Annotated in this window: 11 protein-coding genes and 4 pseudogenes; 6 read left to right on the top strand and 9 right to left on the bottom strand. The window is 64.1% G+C overall.

Going from position 1 to position 22,197, the window contains the following annotated elements:
• Positions 1 to 80 precede the first annotated feature (80 nt).
• The 5 genes from ACLIVD_RS42425 to gnd form a co-directional block, all read right to left on the bottom strand.
• Positions 81 to 1,501, bottom strand: a protein-coding gene (locus tag ACLIVD_RS42425; RefSeq protein WP_491933846.1) for an IS3 family transposase whose coding sequence is annotated in 2 segments (ribosomal slippage) — positions 81 to 1,151 and positions 1,154 to 1,501 — 1,419 coding nt in all. Because the reading frame shifts where the segments join, the coding sequence is not laid out codon by codon here.
• Positions 1,440 to 1,922 (bottom strand): WhiB family transcriptional regulator, encoded by a 483-nt coding sequence (locus ACLIVD_RS42420; protein ID WP_491933844.1) that lies wholly within the window; start codon positions 1,920 to 1,922, stop codon positions 1,440 to 1,442. Before ACLIVD_RS42420 ends, ACLIVD_RS42425 begins: the two co-directional genes overlap by 62 nt.
• Complete coding sequence (gene pgi, locus ACLIVD_RS42415; RefSeq protein ID WP_491933758.1) at positions 1,922 to 3,583, bottom strand: glucose-6-phosphate isomerase; 1,662 nt, start codon at positions 3,581 to 3,583, stop codon at positions 1,922 to 1,924. Before pgi ends, ACLIVD_RS42420 begins: the two co-directional genes overlap by 1 nt.
• Positions 3,583 to 4,584, bottom strand: a complete 1,002-nt coding sequence (fgd, locus tag ACLIVD_RS42410; RefSeq protein ID WP_491933757.1) for a glucose-6-phosphate dehydrogenase (coenzyme-F420) — start codon at positions 4,582 to 4,584, stop codon at positions 3,583 to 3,585. Before fgd ends, pgi begins: the two co-directional genes overlap by 1 nt.
• Entirely contained in the window at positions 4,581 to 5,477 is an 897-nt protein-coding gene (gene gnd / locus ACLIVD_RS42405; protein WP_491933756.1) for a phosphogluconate dehydrogenase (NAD(+)-dependent, decarboxylating), read from the bottom strand. The genes fgd and gnd overlap by 4 nt, the downstream gene beginning before the upstream one ends.
• A gap of 191 nt (positions 5,478 to 5,668) precedes the next feature.
• Here gnd and ACLIVD_RS42400 point away from each other — a divergent pair, with 191 nt between their 5' ends.
• Complete coding sequence (locus ACLIVD_RS42400; protein WP_491933843.1) at positions 5,669 to 6,451, top strand: DeoR/GlpR family DNA-binding transcription regulator; 783 nt, start codon at positions 5,669 to 5,671, stop codon at positions 6,449 to 6,451.
• A gap of 1,684 nt (positions 6,452 to 8,135) precedes the next feature.
• A pseudogene (locus ACLIVD_RS42395) lies at positions 8,136 to 9,331 on the top strand (IS110 family RNA-guided transposase).
• A gap of 358 nt (positions 9,332 to 9,689) precedes the next feature.
• Here the strand turns inward: ACLIVD_RS42395 and ACLIVD_RS42390 are convergent.
• A complete protein-coding gene (locus ACLIVD_RS42390; RefSeq protein ID WP_491933755.1) occupies positions 9,690 to 10,010 on the bottom strand; it encodes a hypothetical protein in 321 nt (106 codons plus the stop codon).
• A gap of 313 nt (positions 10,011 to 10,323) precedes the next feature.
• On the opposite strand from ACLIVD_RS42390, the gene ACLIVD_RS42385 reads away from it, so the two are divergent.
• From ACLIVD_RS42385 to ACLIVD_RS42375, 3 genes and pseudogenes are all read left to right on the top strand, one after another.
• Positions 10,324 to 10,548 (top strand): hypothetical protein, encoded by a 225-nt coding sequence (locus ACLIVD_RS42385; protein WP_491933753.1) that lies wholly within the window; start codon positions 10,324 to 10,326, stop codon positions 10,546 to 10,548.
• Positions 10,549 to 12,139: 1,591 nt separating this feature from the next.
• Positions 12,140 to 12,729: pseudogene (locus ACLIVD_RS42380) on the top strand (acyl-CoA dehydrogenase family protein); the annotation flags it as partial.
• Positions 12,693 to 12,773, top strand: a pseudogene (locus ACLIVD_RS42375) (IS6 family transposase); the annotation flags it as partial. The pseudogenes ACLIVD_RS42380 and ACLIVD_RS42375, both read left to right, overlap by 37 nt.
• Before the next feature lie 127 nt (positions 12,774 to 12,900).
• Here the strand turns inward: ACLIVD_RS42375 and ACLIVD_RS42370 are convergent.
• Both ACLIVD_RS42370 and ACLIVD_RS42365 read right to left on the bottom strand, forming a co-directional pair.
• Positions 12,901 to 14,304 (bottom strand): amidohydrolase family protein, encoded by a 1,404-nt coding sequence (locus ACLIVD_RS42370; protein ID WP_491933751.1) that lies wholly within the window; start codon positions 14,302 to 14,304, stop codon positions 12,901 to 12,903.
• Positions 14,301 to 15,511 (bottom strand): annotated as a pseudogene (locus ACLIVD_RS42365) (CoA transferase). The gene ACLIVD_RS42370 and the pseudogene ACLIVD_RS42365 overlap by 4 nt, the downstream one beginning before the upstream one ends.
• Before the next feature lie 1,021 nt (positions 15,512 to 16,532).
• Between ACLIVD_RS42365 and ACLIVD_RS42360 the strand changes: the two are divergent.
• On the top strand, positions 16,533 to 16,979 hold the full coding sequence (locus ACLIVD_RS42360; protein ID WP_491933750.1) for a universal stress protein: 447 nt from the start codon (positions 16,533 to 16,535) through the stop codon (positions 16,977 to 16,979).
• Between the two features lie 792 nt (positions 16,980 to 17,771).
• On the opposite strand, the gene ACLIVD_RS42355 is transcribed toward ACLIVD_RS42360, so the two are convergent.
• A complete protein-coding gene (locus ACLIVD_RS42355; protein WP_491933749.1) occupies positions 17,772 to 21,101 on the bottom strand; it encodes a protein kinase domain-containing protein in 3,330 nt (1,109 codons plus the stop codon).
• Positions 21,102 to 22,197 lie beyond the last annotated feature (1,096 nt).

Genomic DNA, 22,197 nt, shown 5'->3' with positions numbered 1-22,197 from the left:
GCCTGCACACACAGATGACCGCAACGTCCGGTCACGGTCTTCATTCCGGAACTTGTCAAGGTGTTTGAGTCCAACGGGTGTTACGCGGCGGGCTGATCCGCGTCGGGTTCGGCCTCGGACTCGGCGACGGGCTGGTTGATCCAGACGTCGGTCGGCAGGTCGAGGATCTTCGGGGTACCGGTTGTGCCGAACCGCTCGGGATGCGCGAGCCGGGCCGCAGCAAGCACCGCAGCGCGTTCGTCGGCCTTGTGCGCGGCCAGTCCGAAGTGCACGTCGGCGGGGGTGTGCAGGCCTATGCCGGTATGGCGATGTTCGTGGTTGTACCAATGGACGAACGAGTCCATGAACTCTCGTGCGTCGCGGATGGACCCGAACCGCTCTGGGAACGCCGGGCCGTACTTGAGGGTCTTGAACAGTGACTCCGAATAGGGGTTGTCGTTGGATACTCGCGGCCGAGAATGCGAGCGGGTGACCTCGAGATCGGCGAGCAGGGTGGCGACGGTCTTGCTGGTCATCGAGGTTCCCCGGTCAGCGTGCACGACGTTCGGTATTCCGTGCACAGCAAAGGTTTCGGTCATCATCTCGGCAGCGAGTAGCCCCGACTCGTGGGTCTGGACGTGGGCGCCGACGATGTAGCGGGAGAAGATGTCGATCATCACGTACGCGTCGAAATACGTGCCCTTGACTGGGCCCGGAAGTTTAGTGATGTCCCACGAGTACACCTCCCGCGGTGCGATCGCCACCAGTTCCGGACAGGCCCGGGCGGGGTGGCGGGCCTGCCGTCGACGGTCGGTGACCTGCGCGTTTTCGCGCAGTATCCGATACATCGTCGAGACCGAGCAAAGGTAGATGCCCTCGTCGAGGAGTTGGGCATAGACCTCGGCCGGGGCTCGGTCGACGAACCGGTCACTGTCGAGAACGTCGAGGACAGTCCGGCGTTCGGCGTCGGTGAGCTTGTTCTCCGGGGTGCGCGTGACTGCGGCGGCGGTCGAATCCGGTGCCGCGGGCCGGGCCTTGTCTCGTGCTGCGGTGGATCGAATGATCCCCGTCAGTCTGGTTGCATCCCTTGTTGTTACACCGGAATCGGTGAGTTCGTGGTGGGTGCGCATCAACGTTTCTTGCGCTGCTCGTCCACATCCGCGCTCTCGGAGAGTTGCTCCAAGAGCGAATGTGCTTTTCCCATGATTTCCAGCGCAGTCTCGGTGGTGGCCAGTCGCTTGTTCGCTCTCTCCAACTCGCGTTTGAGGCGTGCGATCTCGGCCTGCTCGGTGGTGAGTTTGCCGATCTTGTCGCCGGGCTTCTTTCCGTCGAGGACGCCGGCATCGCGTTGTTTGCGCCACTCGCTGATCAGGGACGAGTACAGGCCTTCGCGGCGCAGGTACGCGCCTCCGCTGTTGCTCTCGCAGGCCTGTTCATAGGCGGTCAGGTGGGCGAGCTTGTCAGCGGCGCTGAAGGCGCGTCGTCGCTGCGGGCCGTCGGCGCGTGGGTGCGAGGGGTCCATCCGGACATTGTCCTCGACCAGAACCGTGGGGGAAATCGTCATCGCGGGTTGATCCGTATCTCGCCCTGCAGGCGGGTTTGCTGTGAACCACTGGACTCAACTCACCCTGACACCCAGGGTTCCCCGGCCGGATGGAAGCTGGTGGGCTTCCCACGTCCGGCATTCGTGGGAGCCTCCTGCGCTCATCCTCGGTGTAACCGCCCCAGATTCCGTGACTCTCGCGTGCCTCCAGGGCGTGGTCGAGGCACTGTGCGCGTACGGGACACCCCCGGCAGACCTGTTTGGCAGCACGGACACGACCCGAACGGGGATCACCTCGTTCGTTGTCGGCATAGAAGAACACCGACGGGTCGGCATCCCGGCACGCGGCAGACAATTGCCAATCCCACGACTCGGCGATCGGCGACGGAAGCTGCAACATTAATGCAGGCAACTGCGTTCCCCTCTCGCCAGCCGGTAGACGCGAACCAACCCGGCGGTGGAGCTATCCCCAACGTAAGCGGCGCCGTCTGCGTCCCAGAGGGCAGGGCCCAGTTCCAGAGCCGATGTCTTGCCCAGTTCGACTCCCCACTGGTCGAACGAGTCGATGCCCCATACGATTCCTTGTACGAATACTTGGTGTTCGTACAGGGCGATCAGCTGCCCAAGGGTCGACGGTGTGAGCTTCGTGCCAAGGATCGTGGTCGACGGCCTGTTTCCCGGCATCACCTTGTGCGGTACGAGTTCGGGCGGTGTCCCGTCTGCGACGACCTCGGTAGCGGTTTTTCCGAATGCCAGCACCTTGGACTGGGCGAGCATGTTCGCCGTCAGCACACCGTGCATCGATCCCGCGCCATCGAGTGTCGGGAGGTCTTCAATCGGTTGCGCGAACCCCAGGAAGTCCACGGGAATCAACCGGGTGCCCTGGTGCAGGAGTTGATGGAAGGCGTGCTGACCGTTCGTGCCGGGTTCACCCCAGAAGACTTCGCCGGTGGCGGTTTCGACGGGGTTTCCGTCTGCCCGTATCGACTTGCCGTTCGATTCCATCGTCAGCTGCTGCAGGTAGGCCGGGAACCGTATGAGATCGTTCGAGTAGGGCAGCACAGCGCGTGAGTCGGCGCCGAAGAAGCTGGCGTACCAGACGCCCATCAGGCCCAGCAGGACAGGCGCGTTCTCCGCGAGAGGAGCCGTGCGGAAATGCTCGTCGATCCTGTGGAATCCGTCGAGGAATTCGGCAAAGCGTTCTCGTCCGATGGCGGCCATCACCGCGAGTCCGACAGCCGATCCCACCGAGTACCGTCCCCCGACCCAGTCCCAGAATCCGAAGGTGTTCGCCGGGTCGATGCTGAACTCAGCAACCCGATCGGCGTCGGTCGAGACAGCGACGAAGTGCTGCGGGACCGATTCTTCGCCGAGCGCCTCGGTGACCCACCTGCGGGCCGCTGCCGCGTTGGTCATGGTTTCCAGCGTCGAGAACGTCTTGGAGACAACGACGAACAGTGTGCTGGCGGGATCGAGGTCCGACAAGACAGACAGCAGGTCCGCGGGGTCGACATTCGACACGAACCGCACCTCGGGTCCGTCGACGTAGTGGCGCAGGGCACGGTAGACCATCGCAGGACCAAGGTCCGAGCCACCGATGCCGATATTGACCACGGTTCGGATGCGTTCGTCGGTGGCTCCGCGCCAGTCTCCGGATCGGATCCGATCGGTAAACGCACCCATACGCTCAAGGACATGATGGACATCGCCGATGACGTCCTGGCCGTCCACGACCAGGGTGGAATCCCGGCGTTCACGCAGCGCCGTGTGTAGTACCGCGCGGTCTTCGGACACGTTGATGTGGGCACCGGCGAACATCGCGTCCCGCTGTTCCTCCACGCCGGCGGCGCGTGCGAGATCGAGAAGGAGTCCGAGTGTTTCGCGGGTCACCCGGTGTTTGCTGTAGTCGATGAACAGGTCGGCAGCGGTGACGGTGAGGTCAGTGCCGCGGCCTGGATCGGTGTCGAACAGCTCCCGCAGATGCAGGGCGGCGATCGCCTGTTGGTGATCGGACAGTTTCTGCCACAGCGGGTTTCGGGTGACGTCGGTGGATGTGGGCATCACAGCGCCCGCAGCCGCGGGGCAAGATCCCGCTCGAAGAGTTCCAGGAACCGCTTCTGATCGTGGCCCGGAGCGTGGAACACCAGGTGGTTCAACCCGGCATCGAGATACGGGCGGATCTGCGCCACCGCCTCATCCGGATCCGACGCCACGATCCACCGCTTCGCCACCTGCTCGATCGGCAACGCATCCGCCGCCTTCTCCATCTCGATCGGATCATCGATCGAATGCTTCTGCTCCGGCGTCAACGACAACGGCGCCCAGAACCGCGTGTTCTCCAGCGCCAACTCCGGATCCGTGTCGTACGAAATCTTGATCTCGATCATCTTGTCGATCTCCGCCACATCACGGTTCGCCTTCTCGGCCCCCTCCGCGACCGCAGGCATCAACTTCTCCGTGTACAACTCCATGCCCTTACCGGACGTGCAGATGAACCCGTCGCCGCTCCGACCGGCATACCGGGCAACCACCGGACCACCGGCGGCGATGTACACCGGAATCCCACCCTCGGGCACGTCGTAGATCGACGCGCCCTTCGTGTTGAAGTACTCACCCTCGAAGTCGACCCGGTCGCCGAGCCACAGCTCACGCATCAACCGGACCGCCTCCCGCAGCCGCGCGAACCGCTCCTTGAACTCCGGCCACTCCCCCGCAAAGCCTGTCGCGATCTCGTTGAGCGCCTCACCGGTACCCACGCCGAGCATGATCCGCCCCGGGTACAGACACCCCATCGTCGCGAACGCCTGCGCCACCACCGCCGGGTTGTACCGGAACGTCGGCGTCATCACCGACGTCCCCAACTGCAGCCGCTCCGTGCGCTCCCCGACCGCCGTCATCCACGCCAACGAGAACGGTGCATGACCGCCCTCGTGCCGCCACGGCTGGAAATGATCCGACACGGTCGCCGAATCCATCCCGTGCGCCTCCGCCAGGACACCCAGCTCCACCAACTCCCGCGGACCGAACTGCTCCGCGGACGCCTTGTAACCGAGCCTGATCACGACTGCACCGCTTCCATGGTCCGGACCTGATGTCCCCCGAACTGCTGACGCAGCGCCGATACCGCCTTCATCGTCGGCGAATCCAGTTGCCGAGAGGAAAATCGCGCGAACAAAGCTGCCGAGATCACAGGAACCGGCACCGCATGCGCGATGGCCTCCTCCACGGTCCAGCGGCCCTCACCCGAGTCCTCAGTAAACCCGGAGATCGAGCTCAAACCCGGATCCTCCCGCAGCGCCGAGACGAGGAGTTCGAGCAGCCAGGAGCGCACCACGGTGCCCTTCTGCCACGCCCTCATCACAGACTCGGGGGCGGTTATCCGGGGTTCGGCGGCCAAGAGTTCGTAACCCTCCGCGTACGCCTGCATCAACCCGTACTCGATACCGTTGTGCACCATCTTCGCGTAATGGCCGGCACCGACCGGGCCCGCATGAACGAAGCTCTCATCCCGCTTTCCTGAAGGTCTGAGCGCGTCGAAGAGCGGCATCGCCCGGGCAACATCCGCGTCCTCACCCCCTACCATCAGTCCGTAGCCTTCCGTCAGTCCCCAGATTCCACCGGAGACGCCGCAGTCCAAGTAGCCGATTCCACGTTCCCGAAGGACATCTGAGTGCAACTCGTCATCGGAGAAGCGGGAGTTGCCGCCCTCGATCACGAGGTCCCCGCCTGCAAGCAGTTCACTCAGTTCCCCGATCACGGTGCGGGTCGGCTTACCGGCGGGAACCATCACCCAGACCACCCTTGGACGACTGAGCCGAGCTATCAGCTCAACCAGCGATCCGACATCCCGAACAGTCGGGTCGGAATCGAATCCGACGACTTCGTGGCCCGCAGCCCGAACACGCTCTCGCATGTTCCCACCCATCCGGCCCAGACCTACCAAACCCATTTGCATCGGGAAACTCCTTGAGATTCTGCTGCGATCGGCGCGGGCACAGATTCCGGGGAAACATCTGCACGTTTTCGCGCACACGTGCATGCAATCATGCAGCTCTCGTGTCGAAATTGTCAATAACCGCGCAAAGGAAGCTAGTATCCGCGCGAGGCCAACCCGGGTCTCACCCGCCGAGCGCCGAGGAGGACGTCTTGTCCGCAAAGGAAAGACGGGACGAGATACTCCACCGCATCCATGCCGACGGTTACGTCGAGGCCAAGGTCTTGTCGCGCGAACTCGGCGTCGACGCATCCACGATTCGCCGCGATCTCGACTCATTGGTTCGGTCCGGCAGGGCCGAACGGACCCACGGAGGTGCCCGTCCCATCACCGGTGCAGCATTCGAGATCCCCTATGCGGTGAAGGAAACCGAGCGCCGACAAGAAAAGGTCGCGATCGCACACCGTGCGGCACAGCAGGTCCTGGACGGGCAAACCGTCATTCTCGATAGCGGCTCAACCACATACCAGGTCGCGGTGGAGCTCCGTCACAGGTCGGATCTGACAATCATCACCAACGACCTTCGAATCGGAAAATATGTGGCCACCATCCCCGCCGTACGCCTACTGGTCACCGGTGGCGAACTACTCGGATCCGTCTTCACACTCGTTGGTGAACGCGCCGTGGACTTCCTCTCCGACTATTCAGCAGACTGGGCCTTTCTCGGCGCAGACGCAATCGACCCCACTGCTGGCATCACCAACACCAACACCCTCGAGGTTCCACTCAAACGGGCAATCATCTCGGCGGCGACCCGCACTGCCGTCGTCGCGGATAGTTCGAAGTTCGGACACCGTGCCCTTGCAAAGGTTGCAGCGATCGACGAGGTCGACACGATACTCACCGACTCCGGACTCGAGACTGATCAGGCCGAGCTATACGGCGACAAAGTAGTCCGCGCGAGTGTGGCACGCGGACAGCATCAAACGAGCTAAGCGATCGCCCGAATGGAGACACCCCCGACCACGTGATGTGTCAGCCAGCCTGGACCTCAGTGTCATTCATCCGAATGATTCTCGGATTCGCGCGAACACCACATAGCAGCGACTGCCCCCGCCAGTGCCGCGTCCGGCAGAAAGTCCGCGCTACGGCCGCCTGACCTGAGCGAGGTAGCAGCTGAACGAGCAGCTCAGCGTCTGTGCGCTGTAGTTCTATCGCTCGTGGTTGCCGTACCGCGGTCTTCGGATTCTTCGCGTCTTCACGGACCCGCCCTCTCGGAGACCTCGCCACCAGCTGCCACCACCAAACTCAGCTATGCCCTTGCGATTGCGGTGTGGACCGAGCAGGCCTGCGAAGCTGACGAGACGAACTGGAAGATTCCTCTTCTCACCGTGGCCGTAGGCGTCGCCGCCTGCTCGCGACATCCTGTTCACACCTTGACAATGCGACGCACATCTCTGCCCCGACGAGCGACCTTGCCTGACACTCCGTGACGGTGCTGTCCGCGATTGCGACTCTTGATGGATCCAGGCGGCTGGTCCGTCGAGCGTCTCGGTAGACGAGGCGCGTACACGCTCATGCCATTGTGGGTTAAACGGGACAACGCGCTCCGATAGCTGCGGGTTGACCCCAACCGTGCACGAAAGTCGTCGCAGGGCCCAGCGCCGGCGACGCCATAGGTGACGCATTGACCGCTGGCAATGACGTGCCGCCAGCGAATCGGGGGGTGGTCGATGGTTCATAGGCAGAAGCGTGAGCGTGCGACCGCAATTTCGAACGGTGTCGTAGAGATACCCTTTTGGGTACAGAGGGGATCGGTGGTACATCGTGACTACCTTGGTCGAGCCCGATTCCGGTGGATCGCGTTACGTGCGCCCAGGCATCTAGTCTGGCGTATGCGCTGTTGGCCGATTTCGGTGGGTTTAGGGGCGGGTTAGCGCGCATCTGCTGATGTTTTTGTGTCACGAGCGACGACGCCGGTACCCTGTTACGGCCGTTCAAAGCCGCTCAGTCGAGGCCTGATTGCATGAGTCCCGCGCCCGAGAGCATTTTTACATTCGCCTAGACAGCCGAGGTGAAGTGACTGCCGTTGCCGACAAACACGTTTGATCCGTCGTGGGGATTCCGGTCAGCGTACTCAAGTGACCCGGTGATTCGACAGGTTGCAACACAAGAAAGCGTGCGTGACGCACATCACATTGCGTTGATGGGACGTTCTTCTTGCATTTCCCATCGACGGGAAGTCTTCATCGACAACGCCACTGCCATCTGGCAGATCGCCGAGCTGTACCCCTACCCGGGATCGGCGGCCGAATGCGCTCCGAACCCGATTTCCTCCCCACCCAGGCAAGCCGAATGTCCTTCTGGCACAACATCAACTACCCGACCGGTACCGCAGAGGCACACGAACGTGCCGCCGCGCCGCTTCCACCAGATCGACCCCCCCGTTACCTTATTCACGGTCCTTCACAGAAGGGCTACGGTCGCCAGACCCGGTATGACTCCTTGCCCCTGTCTCTCGCATGATCCGGGGGTGGTGTCGCCGGGTGTGGTGGCGTCGACGGACCGCTGATAGGGACACGGCCAACCGAAATTGGGTAGGTCTCTTTGTAACGTGGGTGCCGGGCGTCGATGCCGGATCGGCGACCGGCCGACCGAGACACAAGGGACGACCCCTGAATGGACTCGAACTATGCGGTGTACTGCGGCATCGACGTCGGCAAAGGCGAACACCACGCCGTCGGACTGACCGCCGCCGGAAAGAAGATCTACGACAAGGCGTTGCCGAACGACGAAGCGAAGCTGCGGGCGGTCTTCGACCGCCTGGCCAGCCACGGATCGGTGCTGGTGGTCGTCGACCAACCCAATACGATCGGCGCCCTGCCGGTCACCGTGGCCCGCGTAGGCGGCCACGAGGTCGGCTACCTGCCCGGACTGGCGATGCGCCGCATCGCCGACCTGTACCCCGGACAGGCGAAAACAGACGCCCGAGACGCGTTCATCATCGCCGATACTGCCCGCACCATGCCGCACACCCTGCGCCGGGTCGATACCGGCGACGAGGCCCTCGCCGAGCTTGAGGTCCTCGTCGGATTCGACGACGACCTTGCCGGTGAGGCCACCCGGGTCAGCAACCGCATCCGAGGCCTGCTCACCTCCATCCACCCTGCCCTTGAGCGGGTCCTCGGCCCCCGCATAACCCATCCGGCGGTGCTCGAGATCCTCTCCCGCTGCGGCGGGCCGGCCGGAATCCGGCAGGCCGGCAAGCGCAAGCTCACCGCGATCGCGGTCAAGCACGCACCCCGAATGGGCGCCAGGTTGGCCACCGACATCCTTGCCGCCCTCGACGAGCAGGCCGTGGTGGTGCCCGGCACCGCGGCCGCCGAAACCGTTCTCCCCAAACTCGCGGATTCACTGAAAGAGACCCTGTTACAACGCAAAGCGGTCGCCGCGGACGTGGAGAGGGCCCTCGATGACCACCCTCTTTCCCCAGTCCTGACCTCGATGCCCGGCATCGGCGTCTTCGGCAGCAGCTCGGATCCTGATCGAGGTCGGCGACGGCTCCGCCTTCCCCTCCGCCGCCCACCTGGCGGCCTATGCCGGCATCGCACCGGTCACCCGAAAATCGGGATCCTCCATCCGTGGCGAGCACCCCGCCCGCTCCGGCAACAAGAAACTTGGGACGCGCCCTGTTCCTGTCCGCCTTCGCCGCCCTCCACGACCCCACCAGTCGCGCCTACTACGACAAGAAACGGGACGAGAAGAAGAAACACAACGCGGCCCTGATCTGCCTCGCCCGACGCCGCTGCGACGTCCTCTACGCCATGCTCAAGAACAAGGAACTCTACCGGAATCCAACCCCCTCAGCGGCTTGACGAAAACCATAGGGACACCCCCCCCAAAGTGCCAGCTCGAACGGTTACGCCTCGACCTCCCCGGCGGCCGCGGCCCTCGACGGCTCCAGCGGACTGACGGCTGGCGGAGCGTAGGTATTCAGTTCGTGCGCTATTCAGGGACAGAGGCGATGTCTCGCTTCGGATGAGAGGGCTTCCGCGTCTTTCGGGGTTGCCTGCTCAGTTTTCAGTCGCGGGGTTGTGGCGTCACAAATTCGCGGGCACGACTAGACTGAGCGATCACCGAGGTTGCGGGGCCGACTCGGTGGCTTGCCGGGAAACATGAAGGCCGGCACTCCCGGTCCCGAGGCCGCCCGCTCGCTGGATCGCCTCACCCTGATCAGTTCCTCGACCAGGGCAGCCAGCGAGGGGGAAGGACGACCGGGTTCTGCTCGATTACCAGATAGGCGTGGGTGTCGTTGCGGTGAAATCGGTCAGTGGTCAGCTCGACGATGCGGGCCACCGGTATGGCGTAGAGCCGGACCAGAGTGCCGACGATGCGAACCTCGAGCGGCAGTCCGTCGTCGGTCAGGCACCGCCGTAGTTGCTCGGCATGGTCATCGTGGTCCTGGAACCTCTTTGGGAGGCCGTCCTTCTCGCGAGGAACTTCGATCCCCGTGATCAGGTGCCGTGCCTGTATCCAGGCCAGGAAGGTGCCCAACGCTCTGGTGTTGGAGGGCCGGTGTCGATGTAGGTATCGACGTGGTGCTGGCCCAGGGTGCCGATTGAGGCCCCCTCATCGGCGAGCCAGCTCAAGAAGTTGATGGCGCAAGTGGCACGTTCACCAGTCTGTTGTATCAGATGCATCAATGATGCGTACCTGAATTCGCGCTGCTCAACGCTCAGACCCACTTCGTACCGAACCGCGCTACGCTCCCTCGAGCAGCGCAGATCTCTGGACCCGATTGGCGCGCAATGTTGCATCCGACGCAATTCCACCGGTTTCTCCTGCTCTAGGTCACCGCCCACAACGAATGGATCTACCCGCCCGCGGCCGTGGACTCCGGCCCGATCGCGATCCCCACATCGACCTCGACCCCATCGCGGTGCCCGACGCACAGGCACGGCTCGCCGACCTCGGACACCTCAATCCCCAACTGCACACCGACCACCGCGTCGCCTCCCTCACCTATCGGACCGCGCCGCTCCGCTCCGACTCTGGAGCCTCCGAACTGCCACGCGTCCAGTACACACTGTGAACTGTGGGAACGGCGCGTCCCCTACGTGCTCCGCCCACGACATCGCTGCGAACCTGCGGCGGGATCAGCCCGGCCGGCATCCCTCGCCGGCGGTCGGACGCTCGCCGCGCTGGATACGCGCTTTCCGGAGTTCGCACTGCCCCTCGGAGATCTCCGTCAGGCCGACCACGGGTCACCGCCCCAACCGCCGGACCGACGTTGGGACAGTACCCCACAACGAAGCCGGCCGGTTCGTCTCCGAGCCCCACCCACTCGAGGAGGATGTGTCGGGTGTGGGATTGGTGATCCACCCGGGATGGCCCCGGTAACACGTCTACGGCAACGTGACCGGACTGAGAATCCCGCTGTTGTCGTCTCCCAAGGAGGGCGACCGGGCGGCCCACCACCCTCGCTAGCTCCACCGGCTGCCCCCGGTCCATAGAAGGTCCATTCCCAAGAGCTCGAACCCGTGAACGCGGCGACACGTAACGGCCGAGAAGATCCAACATCTCGTCATCCGGATACGCACGTTCGGGAGGGCCGTTAGCACGGGTGATCACCTTGTCGGCCGCGGCGACCTGCCGACGGCATTCATTGAGCACGACCGTTCAATAGTGGCGTCGAGCCTATTGGTGACATGAGGTACCAATAGACCTGTCCACGACCCAGTCCCGGGTTCTGGGTGCTGTTGCTGACACAAGGGGTTCGACCATCGGCCACCACTTGTCCAGCTCGACCACCGCAACGAGATCATTGCCGCAATCCGTAAGGCCGTGTCGATCGGCGAAGCGCCTTCATTGTCGACATCCACACCTGCTGCGCAGGTATTGATTTGACCAAGTTGGTGGTTGGCGAGCGCGTCGCGGGAGGTGCTGAAGAACTGGGGTTCCGACGAGGCGGATGACCTCATTACCCGGGGTGGCCATCGCGGCGGAAGAGGTTGCGACACCGTGACCACACTCGACGAGAAGTCCCACGACTGGAGCACACTGGGCACCTACCGCGTAGCCGAGGGTGTGCACCGAATCCCTCTCACTTTGCCTCTGCGGGACCTGAAGTCCGTCAACTGTTACGCCCTGGTTTCGGGCAACTCCGTGACCCTCGTGGATCCGGGCTGGGCCTCGACCACCACCGAACGAGCCCTCGCCGAGGCGCTCTCGGACCTGGGATTCGCACTGGCGGACGTAGAAGCTCATCTGGACCCGACACGAACACACACTCACAGATCGCAGCGAAATCCACCGCATGACCGCGATCCTTGAGATCGCCGCGCATTTGGACGTACTCGTCGCCCGAGGGCATCTGACGCGAACCGAACTCGTCGGCGTAGACCACTACGCGACCAACTGACCGTCCGTCAGCGTCGGCACACCCTCGAGCAGCACCGCCATCCTGCCGGTGATCGCCTTCTCCGCCAGACCGACCGAGGCCGAGGGCAGTGACGTGAACGAACCGAGTGCATCGTCATTGGGAGATATGCAGATCCCCGCTGAATTCAGCTTGCGGACCCAGCTTGGTAATCACTCGAAAGGTGGGCCATATGGGCAGGCTGAGCGAGGAAGAGTCGCACCTGGTCGAGATGGTGCAGGCGGTGGAGCACGCCAACGAGTACGTCCTGGTCGAACATAGTCCCGGTCTGACGGTGTCACGGGATCTGCCCAAGCTCGGCGACAGGGGCGTCGAGACGTGCGAGCTGTGGTTCGACGGTTACCGCACCCCCGCCACGGCGATCCTCGGGGGCACCCCAGGCAAGGGGTTCGGTCAGATGATGAGGGGCCTCGCGACCGGGCGCATCCAGGTGGCCTGCCGGGCGACTCGGCGTCGGCCACGGCGGCGCTCGAGGATTCCCTCGCCTACGCCCAGCAACGGGAGAGCTTCGGTCAGCCGATCTGGAAGCACCAGTCGATCGGCAACTACCTGGCAGACATGGCGACCAAGCTGACAGCGGCCCGCCAGCTGACCTGGCACGAGGCGGAGCAGTACGACAGCGGCGACCGGTGCGACATGGAGGCGGGTATGGCGAAGCTGTACGGGTCGGAGGTGGCGATGGACATCGCACTCAATGCCGTCCACATCCACGGTGGTTACGGCTATTCCACCGAGTACGACGTCGAGCGTTACTTCCGCGACGCGCCGCTGATGATCGTCGGCGAGGGCACCAACGCCGGTTCCCGCTCAGCTTCCGTGAAGTCGAGGAGATGATGCTCGAACGCGGTGTCCTGGCCAGCTACGAGACGATCCGGCGGTAGTGCGCCAAGTTCGGGCAGGCATACGCCAACCAGCTGCGTCGGCGGCCTCGAGCGGCTCACCCCGACGCAGTCGCGCTCCATGTGTCCTCTCAGCGTGGATCCCCTCGGTCAAGACCAAGCACACTCAGCGCCTCGTCATCATTTCTCCGCCGATGATCGTGAAGTGGACGGGATTTGAGAAAGGTTCAGCGAAGACGTCGTTCAACGGTGCGTGCAACAGAATGAGGTCGGCGATCGCTCCTACGGAGACCGTCCGTGGGCGTCCTCCAGGGGCGTCCGGAGGCGCGAAATATGCCGCCAATGCCTGTGCGGCGGTGATGCGTTCGCCGGGCCCCACGACCTTGCCGTTCGGCGCGCGTCGCGACATTGCGGTCGCCATCACCGCCCACGGGTCGAGTGGCCCGTACGGGGCGTCACTCGACAACGCGACCGGGACGTGCGCGTCGATCAGCGACCGGCACCGGTACAGGTCGGGTAGGTCTCGCTCGTCGACGTCGCGGAGGTAGTCGTCGCCTCGGTCGGCGAGGAAGCCGGGCTGGGTGACAACTGTGAGGCCGCGCCGGTGGAGGCCGTCGATGGTCTCGCGGGGGATGATCGCGCCGTGCTCGACGCGGTCGCCTGGCAGGATCCCGACTTCGTCGAGCACCGCGAGCAGGATCAGCAGCGCCTCGCGGGTGACGCAGTGCACGGCGACCGCCCGTCCTTGGCTGTGGACCTTGCGGATCCGGCCTGCCAGGTCGTCGAGGTCGGGGAGGCCGGAGTCGGCGAGCACGATCTTGTACGGGCCGATGGTCAGACGTGCGGTAGGAGACGCGGATTCGTCGGGATGCGCGCCGAGCAGATGCACGCGTTGTGGCAACTCGCCGCTGGACATCGCTGCGGCGATCGCGGCCTGTGACTGCGGGGTGAGGTCGGGGGTGGCGTCGGTGACTCCGGTGACGCCGAAGCGGGTGAGCGCGGCGCCGACCTTGTCGAGGCGCGGCGGCCGGGATGGCGGGAGCCGGTCGCGGAGCCAGGTGTCGGCGCGCCACACTCGTCCGGTCGGGTGGCCGTCCGGGCCGCGTTCGACCCCCGGATGGGATGCGTCGGTCAGGCGTGCGGCGGCGACGGCCGCCCCGTTGAGGATCCACATCGCGCCGCTGCGGTGCTGGATCCGGACCGGGCGCGCCGAGTGCAGGCGGTCGAGGGCGTGGGCGTCGAGGTCGCCTGCGACGGTCTCGATGTAGCCGACGCCGCGGACCCACCCGTTGTCGTCGCCGGCGGCGCTGCCGAGCGCGTCTGCGAGGGCTGCGGGGTCGCGGACGGCGGGTGGCCCGCAGCGTACCGAGGCGGCATCGGCGGCCATCGCGTGCAGGTGCAGGTGATGATCGTGCAGACCTGGGATCAGGGCACCGCCTTCGGCGTCGATCACCTCGGCGGTCGGCGCAACCAGGTTCGGCCCGACCGCAGTGATCCGTCCCCCGGAGATCGCCACGTCGATACCGGGGACGCCGTCGACCTCCGCGCCGCGGATCACGAGATCGGTCACGGGACTGCGATCCCCAGCGACCGCAGCACGGCTGCGGTGTCCGCACCGGATGCGGCGACGCGTCCTGTCGGAACGCGGGGCCATGGCTCGGCGACGGGAACGACGCCGGACGCGGTCTCGACCACCCAGCCGCCGCGCCGGAAGACGTGCGGCACCGGCTCGCTGGTGAGGGTCGACGCGACGAGGTCCGACATCGACAGATCCCATAGGTGTCCGGACCTGTCGGCGGGCGCGGACATCGCGAGGGCCGCGGCGGTGACCCCGGTGAGCGGATCGGCGAGGGCGTCCCCCACGAAGAGGGGTGTGCGTCGGAGTCGTTCGCGATGAGTCCGGCCGCGGCGGCGAGGTCGTCGCCGAAGCCGATGCGGTCGCAGGAGCGTCCCGCCGCGGTGATCGACACCCAGGTGGCACCGCGGGCGACGGCGGCCCCGGCGTCGAGCCCGAAGCGCACGAGAGCGCGCGGGCGGGAGGCCTCGATGACGATGTCGGCGGCGTCGACGAGCGCGGCCAGCGCCCTTCGGCCCCCGGTGGTCGTGGGGTCGAGGACCACCGATTCGTGACCGCCGTGCAGGAGCCCGTAAAAGTCCGGATTGCCGCGCCGGGCGCCGTCGGGGCGATCGGGCGTTTCGACCTTCACCACGCGCGCGCCCGCGAGCCCGAGGAGATGGGCGCACAGCGGGCCGGCCCAGAGCGCGCTGAAGTCGACGACGAGGAGCCCGTCGACAGGCCGGGGATACAGCGGCACCGGAACGGCCGGGGGTGTGCTCACCCGCGACACCGGGCCGGCGGCGACGCCGAGCAGCGCCGCCCGCGCGGCCAACTCGGATCCCCTGTGGTGGTGAAGCCAGTCGGCGACGACAGGCCAGGGGTCGTCCTCGTCGACAGCCTCACTCACCAACGCCCCCAGCAGCGCCGGGTCGTCGGCGCGGGCGCAGGACACGGCCGCCCACCCGTCTGCAGTGGGGAGCAGGCGGCAACTGCCGCCAGGCGACACGTCGCCGCCCCGACTGGAACCGGTGAAGGCGGCACGCTCGGAGAGCAACCGGGCACCATCGACGTCGATGCGCCGACCGCCGAGGACACTGACATCCGAGATCCACGACGACATCACGCGCGCGACGGTGGCCGCCCGGCCGGGCGGTACGACCGGCGGCCCGTCGGCGCGACCGGTCAGGGCGACCACTCCGCTTTCGGCCCAGTCCCGCACCGGATCCGGTGCGAGGCGCGAGAACGCGGGAAGAAACGGCACCGGTCGATCCTATGCTGGCAACCTGTATCCCGTGGATACCCCGCACCCCATCATCAGCCCGCCGGACCTCCCAGAAGGTGCCGCCGATACCCCGCTGTTCGCGACGAACAAATTTGCAGAAGCCTCTTGTGGTACGTGCGTACCACATGATGTAGTTGCTGGGCCTCCAGCTCGGGGTATCTCCATCGATGACGGTTGGAGGATTCCTGGCACAAGGAGGTGGGATCCGCCAGCCCTCACGTCCCAGTAGGGGCTGGCGGGTTTTCCTATCGACGAACGCACGGACCATACGTGCAGAACGCCTGGGGCCAATGATCCGCACTCGCGAAGCATTGCCCTGGATTGCGCCCGTCGCCATCGCCGGCCTGGGCGCCCTCGTCGGCGTCTATGCCAGACGATCCGACGATTGGCACATGGATGAGAGATTCTGGGTTGGGCTTCTGTCGTTTGCGTGAATGATTTTCGGCGGCCACGAGCGGCAGTTGCCTTACAGCTGCCCGACTTGTGAACGCCCAACGAACGTCCGTGTGTTTGCTGCATCACAATATCTGGACCAACGTGCCTTGCGCCATAGAATTGGCCACGCACCTGCTCGCTGCCCATTTCGGCGTGGGTTGGTGCTCCGACCCCGGCAGCCAAACCCCCAGTGGCTGACGGGGTCTTCCATGCTTCGGCGGTCCGACTGACCCGACTCGGGACCGTCGATTGGGGACCCGCTGTCCGTGCCGACGGGTGGCGGTTTTCCGCCGCCTCACACTGGACCCTTGTTCAACTCGACCAGAAACGGTATACACCCTTTGTCATTCGCGGACAGCTCTTTCCGTCCGGCCTCGACGTTTTGCGTATCGATGCACCATTTATCTCGACTCAACATAGGTTCGTCCCAGACAATGCCCCTGCCCGCCGCGAAGCGAATCCGGCCGCGATCCGTGAACCTTCGCCGCCCGTCTACGCCCGGCTCGTGGAGGACTCAGCGCACATGGACCGGCTCGATCACGAAATGGACGGCTCCACACTCATCGTCGTGGGTGTCGATGGTTCGGATTCATCCTGGCGCGCCGCCGCATACGCCGCAGGTCTCGCCCGCAGGCAGCGATCACTGCTGGTCGCTGTCTATGTCCAGCCCATCCCCTCGACCTTCGCCGACATGGGTGGAGCGATCTTCGATGCGGGCGAGGAGGTCGCCGGAGAACTGCTCTCATACATTCGACGATCCACCGCAAGTCTTGGAGAAAGGGAGCAGGTTCAGTGGGAATTCCGCACCTTCCGCGGTGACCCGGCCAACGGTTTGATCAACGTGGCCGACGAGCTGCGGGCCGACGCCATCGTGGTGGGCGCCTCCACGAGCGCCAGACGTCGTATCTATGGTTCGGTCGCCGTACGCCTGGTCAAGGTCAGCCGGCGGCCCGTCACCGTTGTCCCGTGAATCTGCAATACCATCCCGTCGACGTTTCTCCGAATTAGCACCAATACAAAGCCAGGGCCCCGTCGACGTCAGCCAATCCGTGTGGAAGGCTTTATCCCACAACATGAAATAATAGAGAATACCGAAGGTAGCGGCTGCAAATCGCTCAACGCTTCACGGCCCTCTTGTTCGGCCCGGCGCCGATCCGCGACGTGATCTCGACGGAAGACGCGGCTCAAGCATCTCCGGCTGTCATCTCTTCAGGACCCACGGGGTGTGGTGAAATATCGCCTCGAAGTCCATGCGCACCGGAGGACGTCCTGCTGACCGCATCACCGCACGCGCCAGTCGATGCTGCCGCCCACCCTGGTGGTCGTCCTATCCCCCACCTCCATGATCGAGGTGTTGCTTCCACCGGTTGAACCTGGTAACTACGCCTCACCTGTTTTCAAGAATTAGCAGCGAAAGGCCCAGCCCCCTGAACTGCCAAGCGCATCCAAGCTGTTCGGCGCGCCGGAGAGATGCGCCGTCGCCGCCTCAACGTTCGGCAACGGGGCGCCCACGCCGCGGCATTCGCGCATTCCACGTTCGTACTCGTCCTCCTCGGTGTCTGACAAGAGAACCACCCAGCAGAGTCGGCCCACTGTGTTAGACGTTCCGGGCAGGCTCGATAGAGCAGTCGCCGCATCAGCCCGGACTACCTGATACATACCTCGTACACATGCCTCCGGAGCCAGTTCTCAGCAGCGGCAACGACCAAGCTCTGCGCGGCGGCAACTGATCCGTCCTATGAACAGCGACGCCCAATACCGATCACTCCTGCATCCCTTCCTGAGCACCCTCGGCGACCCAGGCTGCGATCTGTGCCCGCGATGTGAATCCGAGTTTCACAAGAATATGCTCGACATGTCCCTGTGCGGTGCGTTGTGAGATCACGAGCCGATTTGCGATCGCCTTGTTGGTCATGCCCTCCGCAACGAGGTCAGCGACCTGTCTCTCGCGTCTAGTGAGGCCCCCTGGTGGGCGTTTAGAGAGGGCCCTAGGGGAATCGGTAGTTGACGTCCCACCTTTTGGCGTTTCACCCAAGGCGTATCGAACGATCTCGTGGAGATCGGAGTTCTCACCTTGATTGCGGGCCTTCCCGAACTCTCGTTCACCAAGTGAGCGGCGCGTGACTCGCTCACATTCGTCGTGATAAGCCTTCAACCCGGGGATATGCACAACCAGGTTTCCGACCCTTTGGCGTAGTACCGCTGCCGCACCCATCAATACAGCGGCGCGGTGATGGTTCCGATTCTCAGCAGCGGTCCAGGCCAGTATTTCCAGACACCAGGCGGATCCAACTGGATCGTCCGCTTTCCGTGCCAAGCGAAGTCCGTCATGCAGAAGCGGCACCGCACGGGTCCCGTCACCCTGACGCCATAATGCCAGGCCCAGCGTCAGTGATGATCGTCCTTGATAGACCGAATCACCGTGCTGCTTCGCGATACGGATTGCTTGCTCGTGGTAGCCAACGGCCTGCGTTGTTCTACCGAGAAGTTCGCTGGCCAGCCCGAGCCCATGGAGCGTTGCGATTTGCTCCATGAGGGCGCCCTCGTGATGGAAAACCTCGAGTGCCCGCGGCAGAACGTCGACTGCCCGAGCAGGGTTATCGCTGTATAGAGCCATGTACCCGTCTGCGTATGCGATAAGTGCACGTTCGAAACTACTTCCCCGTTCGTCGGCGATCAAGCGCCCTTGCTCCATAAGGGCAATGCCCGCCGAAGCATCACCTTGCCTTCCGGCCAGCACGCTGTCGGCATATAGGGCTCGGACCAGAACTCGAGTGGGCTGATCCGTGGGACGCGCCAGGAGCCGGTCGAGCCAACGCCGACCCTCGCGGTACAGACCTCGCGAATGCCAGAATGGAAAGAGCGCCGTCGCGATTTCGAGTCCAACCCCGACATCGGAATCATCCGGTTCAGTCAGGCTGAAACCCATCGCCTCACGAAAGTTGGGTAGCTCGCGCTCCAGACGTGCGATCAACTCCAGCTGGCGTGGGCTGATCCACTCAGCTTCTGCCTCAAGCGCCAGAGCCTGATACCAATCTCGATGCTGGCGGCGCAGTTTCGAGTACTGACCAGCCTGTTGAATCTTGTCCCGCCCGTACTCACGCAATGTTTCAAGCAGCCGGAAACGCACAACAGTGCCGGGTTCCTCGCGGATCAGTATCGATTTGTCAACCAGCGATTCCACGATGTCGGACAGATCGGGAACAAGGTCTGGGTCGCAGATGCACTCTGCTGCATCGATTTCGAACGTCCCCGCGAAAACCGACAGAAGGCCCCACACCTGTTGTTCCTTCGGAGTGCACAGCTCATAGCTCCAGTCGATGCAAAACTGGAGGGTCTGCTGCCTGGTCGGCGCGACCCTACTGCCATGGGTCAGGAGTCGGTAGCGATCGGTCAAACGCTGCAGGACCTGCTCGGCTGACATCGCCCGGAGCCGCGCCGCCGCCAGTTCGATCGGAAGTGGCAAGCCTTCGAGTCGGTGACAGATCCGAGCAACCGCGACCTGGTTCGCCTCCGTGATATCGAATGTAGGAACGGCCTCGGCAGCTCGCTGCGCGAACAATGTGACCGCGTCATAGCGAGGCATCCCCTCGATCGGCAGTTGGCGGTCCGGGTCAGGGACCGCCAACGGGGGAACGCGCAGCACTGCCTCCCCGCCGATATTGAGAGGTTCCCGGCTCGTGGTCAGAATCCGTAGTTCTGGGCAGGTTTGCAATAGTGTCTCGGCCAGTTTGGCAGCCGCATCAACCACGTGCTCACAGTTGTCGAGCACCAACAGAAGTCGACTTGCGGCAAGGAACTCCACCAGTAAATCGGGTGTGGGTCTGACGGACTGGGTCCGTAGCCCCAGGCCGGTGGCCACCACGTCCGCCAGTAGCGCTTCATCGCGTAGGTCACCCAGCTCGACCAGCCACACTCCGTCTCTGAATGCCTTCCGCACGCTGTTGGCGACCCGACAAGCCAGACGCGTCTTGCCGACACCACCGATTCCAGTCAAGGTCACCAGCCGCGAGGTGGACAGTCGACTCTTCGCTTCGGTGAGTTCTGTTCGGCGCCCGACGAAGCTGGTGAGTTCTATGGGAAGATTTCCCTTGGGGCCTCGTGGTGCGCGAGCCGCTGGTCGGTGCGGTCCACTTGGCACGAATTCTTCCGACCGGGGCGGATCAGAGGAGGCTCGCGCACCGCCGTCGTGTACGTGCAGAGCCATTTCGTCGACGGGGAGACCGTGCAGAAGCTCAAGTCGCCGGAGTTCAGCGCCTAACGCAGCCGCACTGTTGGGGCGGTCTTCCGGGTTCCTGGACATCGTTCGTTCGACGATCGTGCAGAGGTCGTCGGGTAGTCCTGTTTCGCGCAGGTCGGGAACTGATTGAGTGGTGATTCGGACGAACTGCGCAACGAGACGTTCACCGCTGTGGCGTTCGAAGGCGGCGTGGCCAGTGAGTGCGCAGAACAGCGTCGCGCCGAGACCGTACATGTCCGACGCGACACTGGTTTCCTGACCTTGCAGTACCTCCGGGGCGGTGAAGGCTGGTGAACCGGTGATCGTGCCAGTGGCTGTCTCAAATCCTCCGGAGATGTGCGCGATACCGAAGTCGGTTATCGCTGGCTCGCCGTAATCGGTGAATAGGATGTTGGCAGGTTTGACGTCGCGATGCACGATACCGATGTTGTGTGCGGTCTCGAGTGCACCCGACACTTTGATACCGAGTCGAAATACCTCGTCCAACGCGAGCGGACCCTGGCGGCGGATTCGGGCATCCAAGGAGCCCTTGGCGTGATATTGCATCACAATGTATGGACGGCCGGTTGCGGTGGTACCGGCGTGGAGGACACCGACGATATTCGGGTGTCCAGTCAGTCGGCCCATTGCCCTTTGTTCACGAATGAAGCGAGCGGTGTTGTCCTCATCCAGGTCTGAGGTAAGCACCTTGACGGCAACCTGGCGGTCCAAGGAGGTCTGCAAGCAGCGGAAGACGACCCCGAAACCGCCACGACCGATCTCGCTAGCGTCATCGAATCCGACCGCTCTCAGCTCTGCCGTGATCTCGCGGGTTACATCCTGCTGCGTCTCTAGTGGATCACTGCCTGCCATCAGTTATGCGCTATCTCCGCTCCGCCTCCCCGACTGTTGCTACATCCGCTGCCCTCCCGTCATGACTTCCAGAGTATCGCTGGTCACCCGAAAGTACGTACAAGCGATGTCGCCAATCCGATCGACGTCCGGTCGGCCGACCAAACGCGGAGTCGACGGTAATCCCGACAGCGAAGACGCCACCGTTGGCCGGCGGAGACCGGGCAACCAGAGGGATGCCGCTCGCCTCCGAGAGGCGATAGATCTCCGCCCACTGCTTGCTGCAGTCTCGACGGCACATGAAGGACGGACCACAGTATGGCGCCAGGTCCAAGTATCACAATCCCGCCCGCCTGAAGCAGCCAAGGCCCAGATGCCGTTGGCGGGTCGACCAGGACTCAGCACTGCCAGCGATCCGCTTTCGCAAGCGCGCCCACGTCGGGGATCGCTGGTAACCAGTCCAACTCCCGCCGTCTATCGAGTCATTCAAGTACCTGACGGCGGAGCTTGTCGACGATCCCAACTCGAACCCAGGCGGCACCTACGACAGGCAGTCTGGGCGAGACCGTGAACGAGGGCGACAGCGCCACCGCGGGTCCGCAGAGAGCGCCGGGCCCCGTTACCAACTGATCAGTTTCAGCCATGGCGGTCTCAAGCCCGCTACCGCACTCCGCTCCGGATCATCCTGCGCTCTACAGCACGCTGCCGGACTGTCGGCAAAGAACTGGCGATGCGTGGCTTTCGGCCCGCGTGTAGAAACCAGTTCGACGGGCTCATCTACCCGTGTCCGCCCCAATCGTCTCGCATCGCCGAATCACGGTTGTCCGCTGCTCGTCGCTGATAAATCCGACCGACCATCACGCGAACGGCAGCCTCCCGTTAGGGTCCGGATTCACCAGGAGTCACCCACCTCCGGATCCAGGTACGGAGGGAGACCTCCCCCGGCCGCCCACTCGCGCCCCGCCAAAATTGCTTGAATCCACCGAAACGAAATCCGCGGGCACCGCGTCGCTCGTTCACGTCGGCACTCAAGGACCACTATGTGACAGGGCCACGAACGTAACCGGACAACTGCCTACGGGAACCGACAGCCAAAGCCTTACTACCTTCCTCGGTT

The sequence above is a fragment of the Rhodococcus sp. G6(2025) genome, assembly GCF_058628105.1.
Note: the sequence above shows the minus strand (reverse complement) of the source record. Positions and strands in the feature narration are given on the sequence as shown.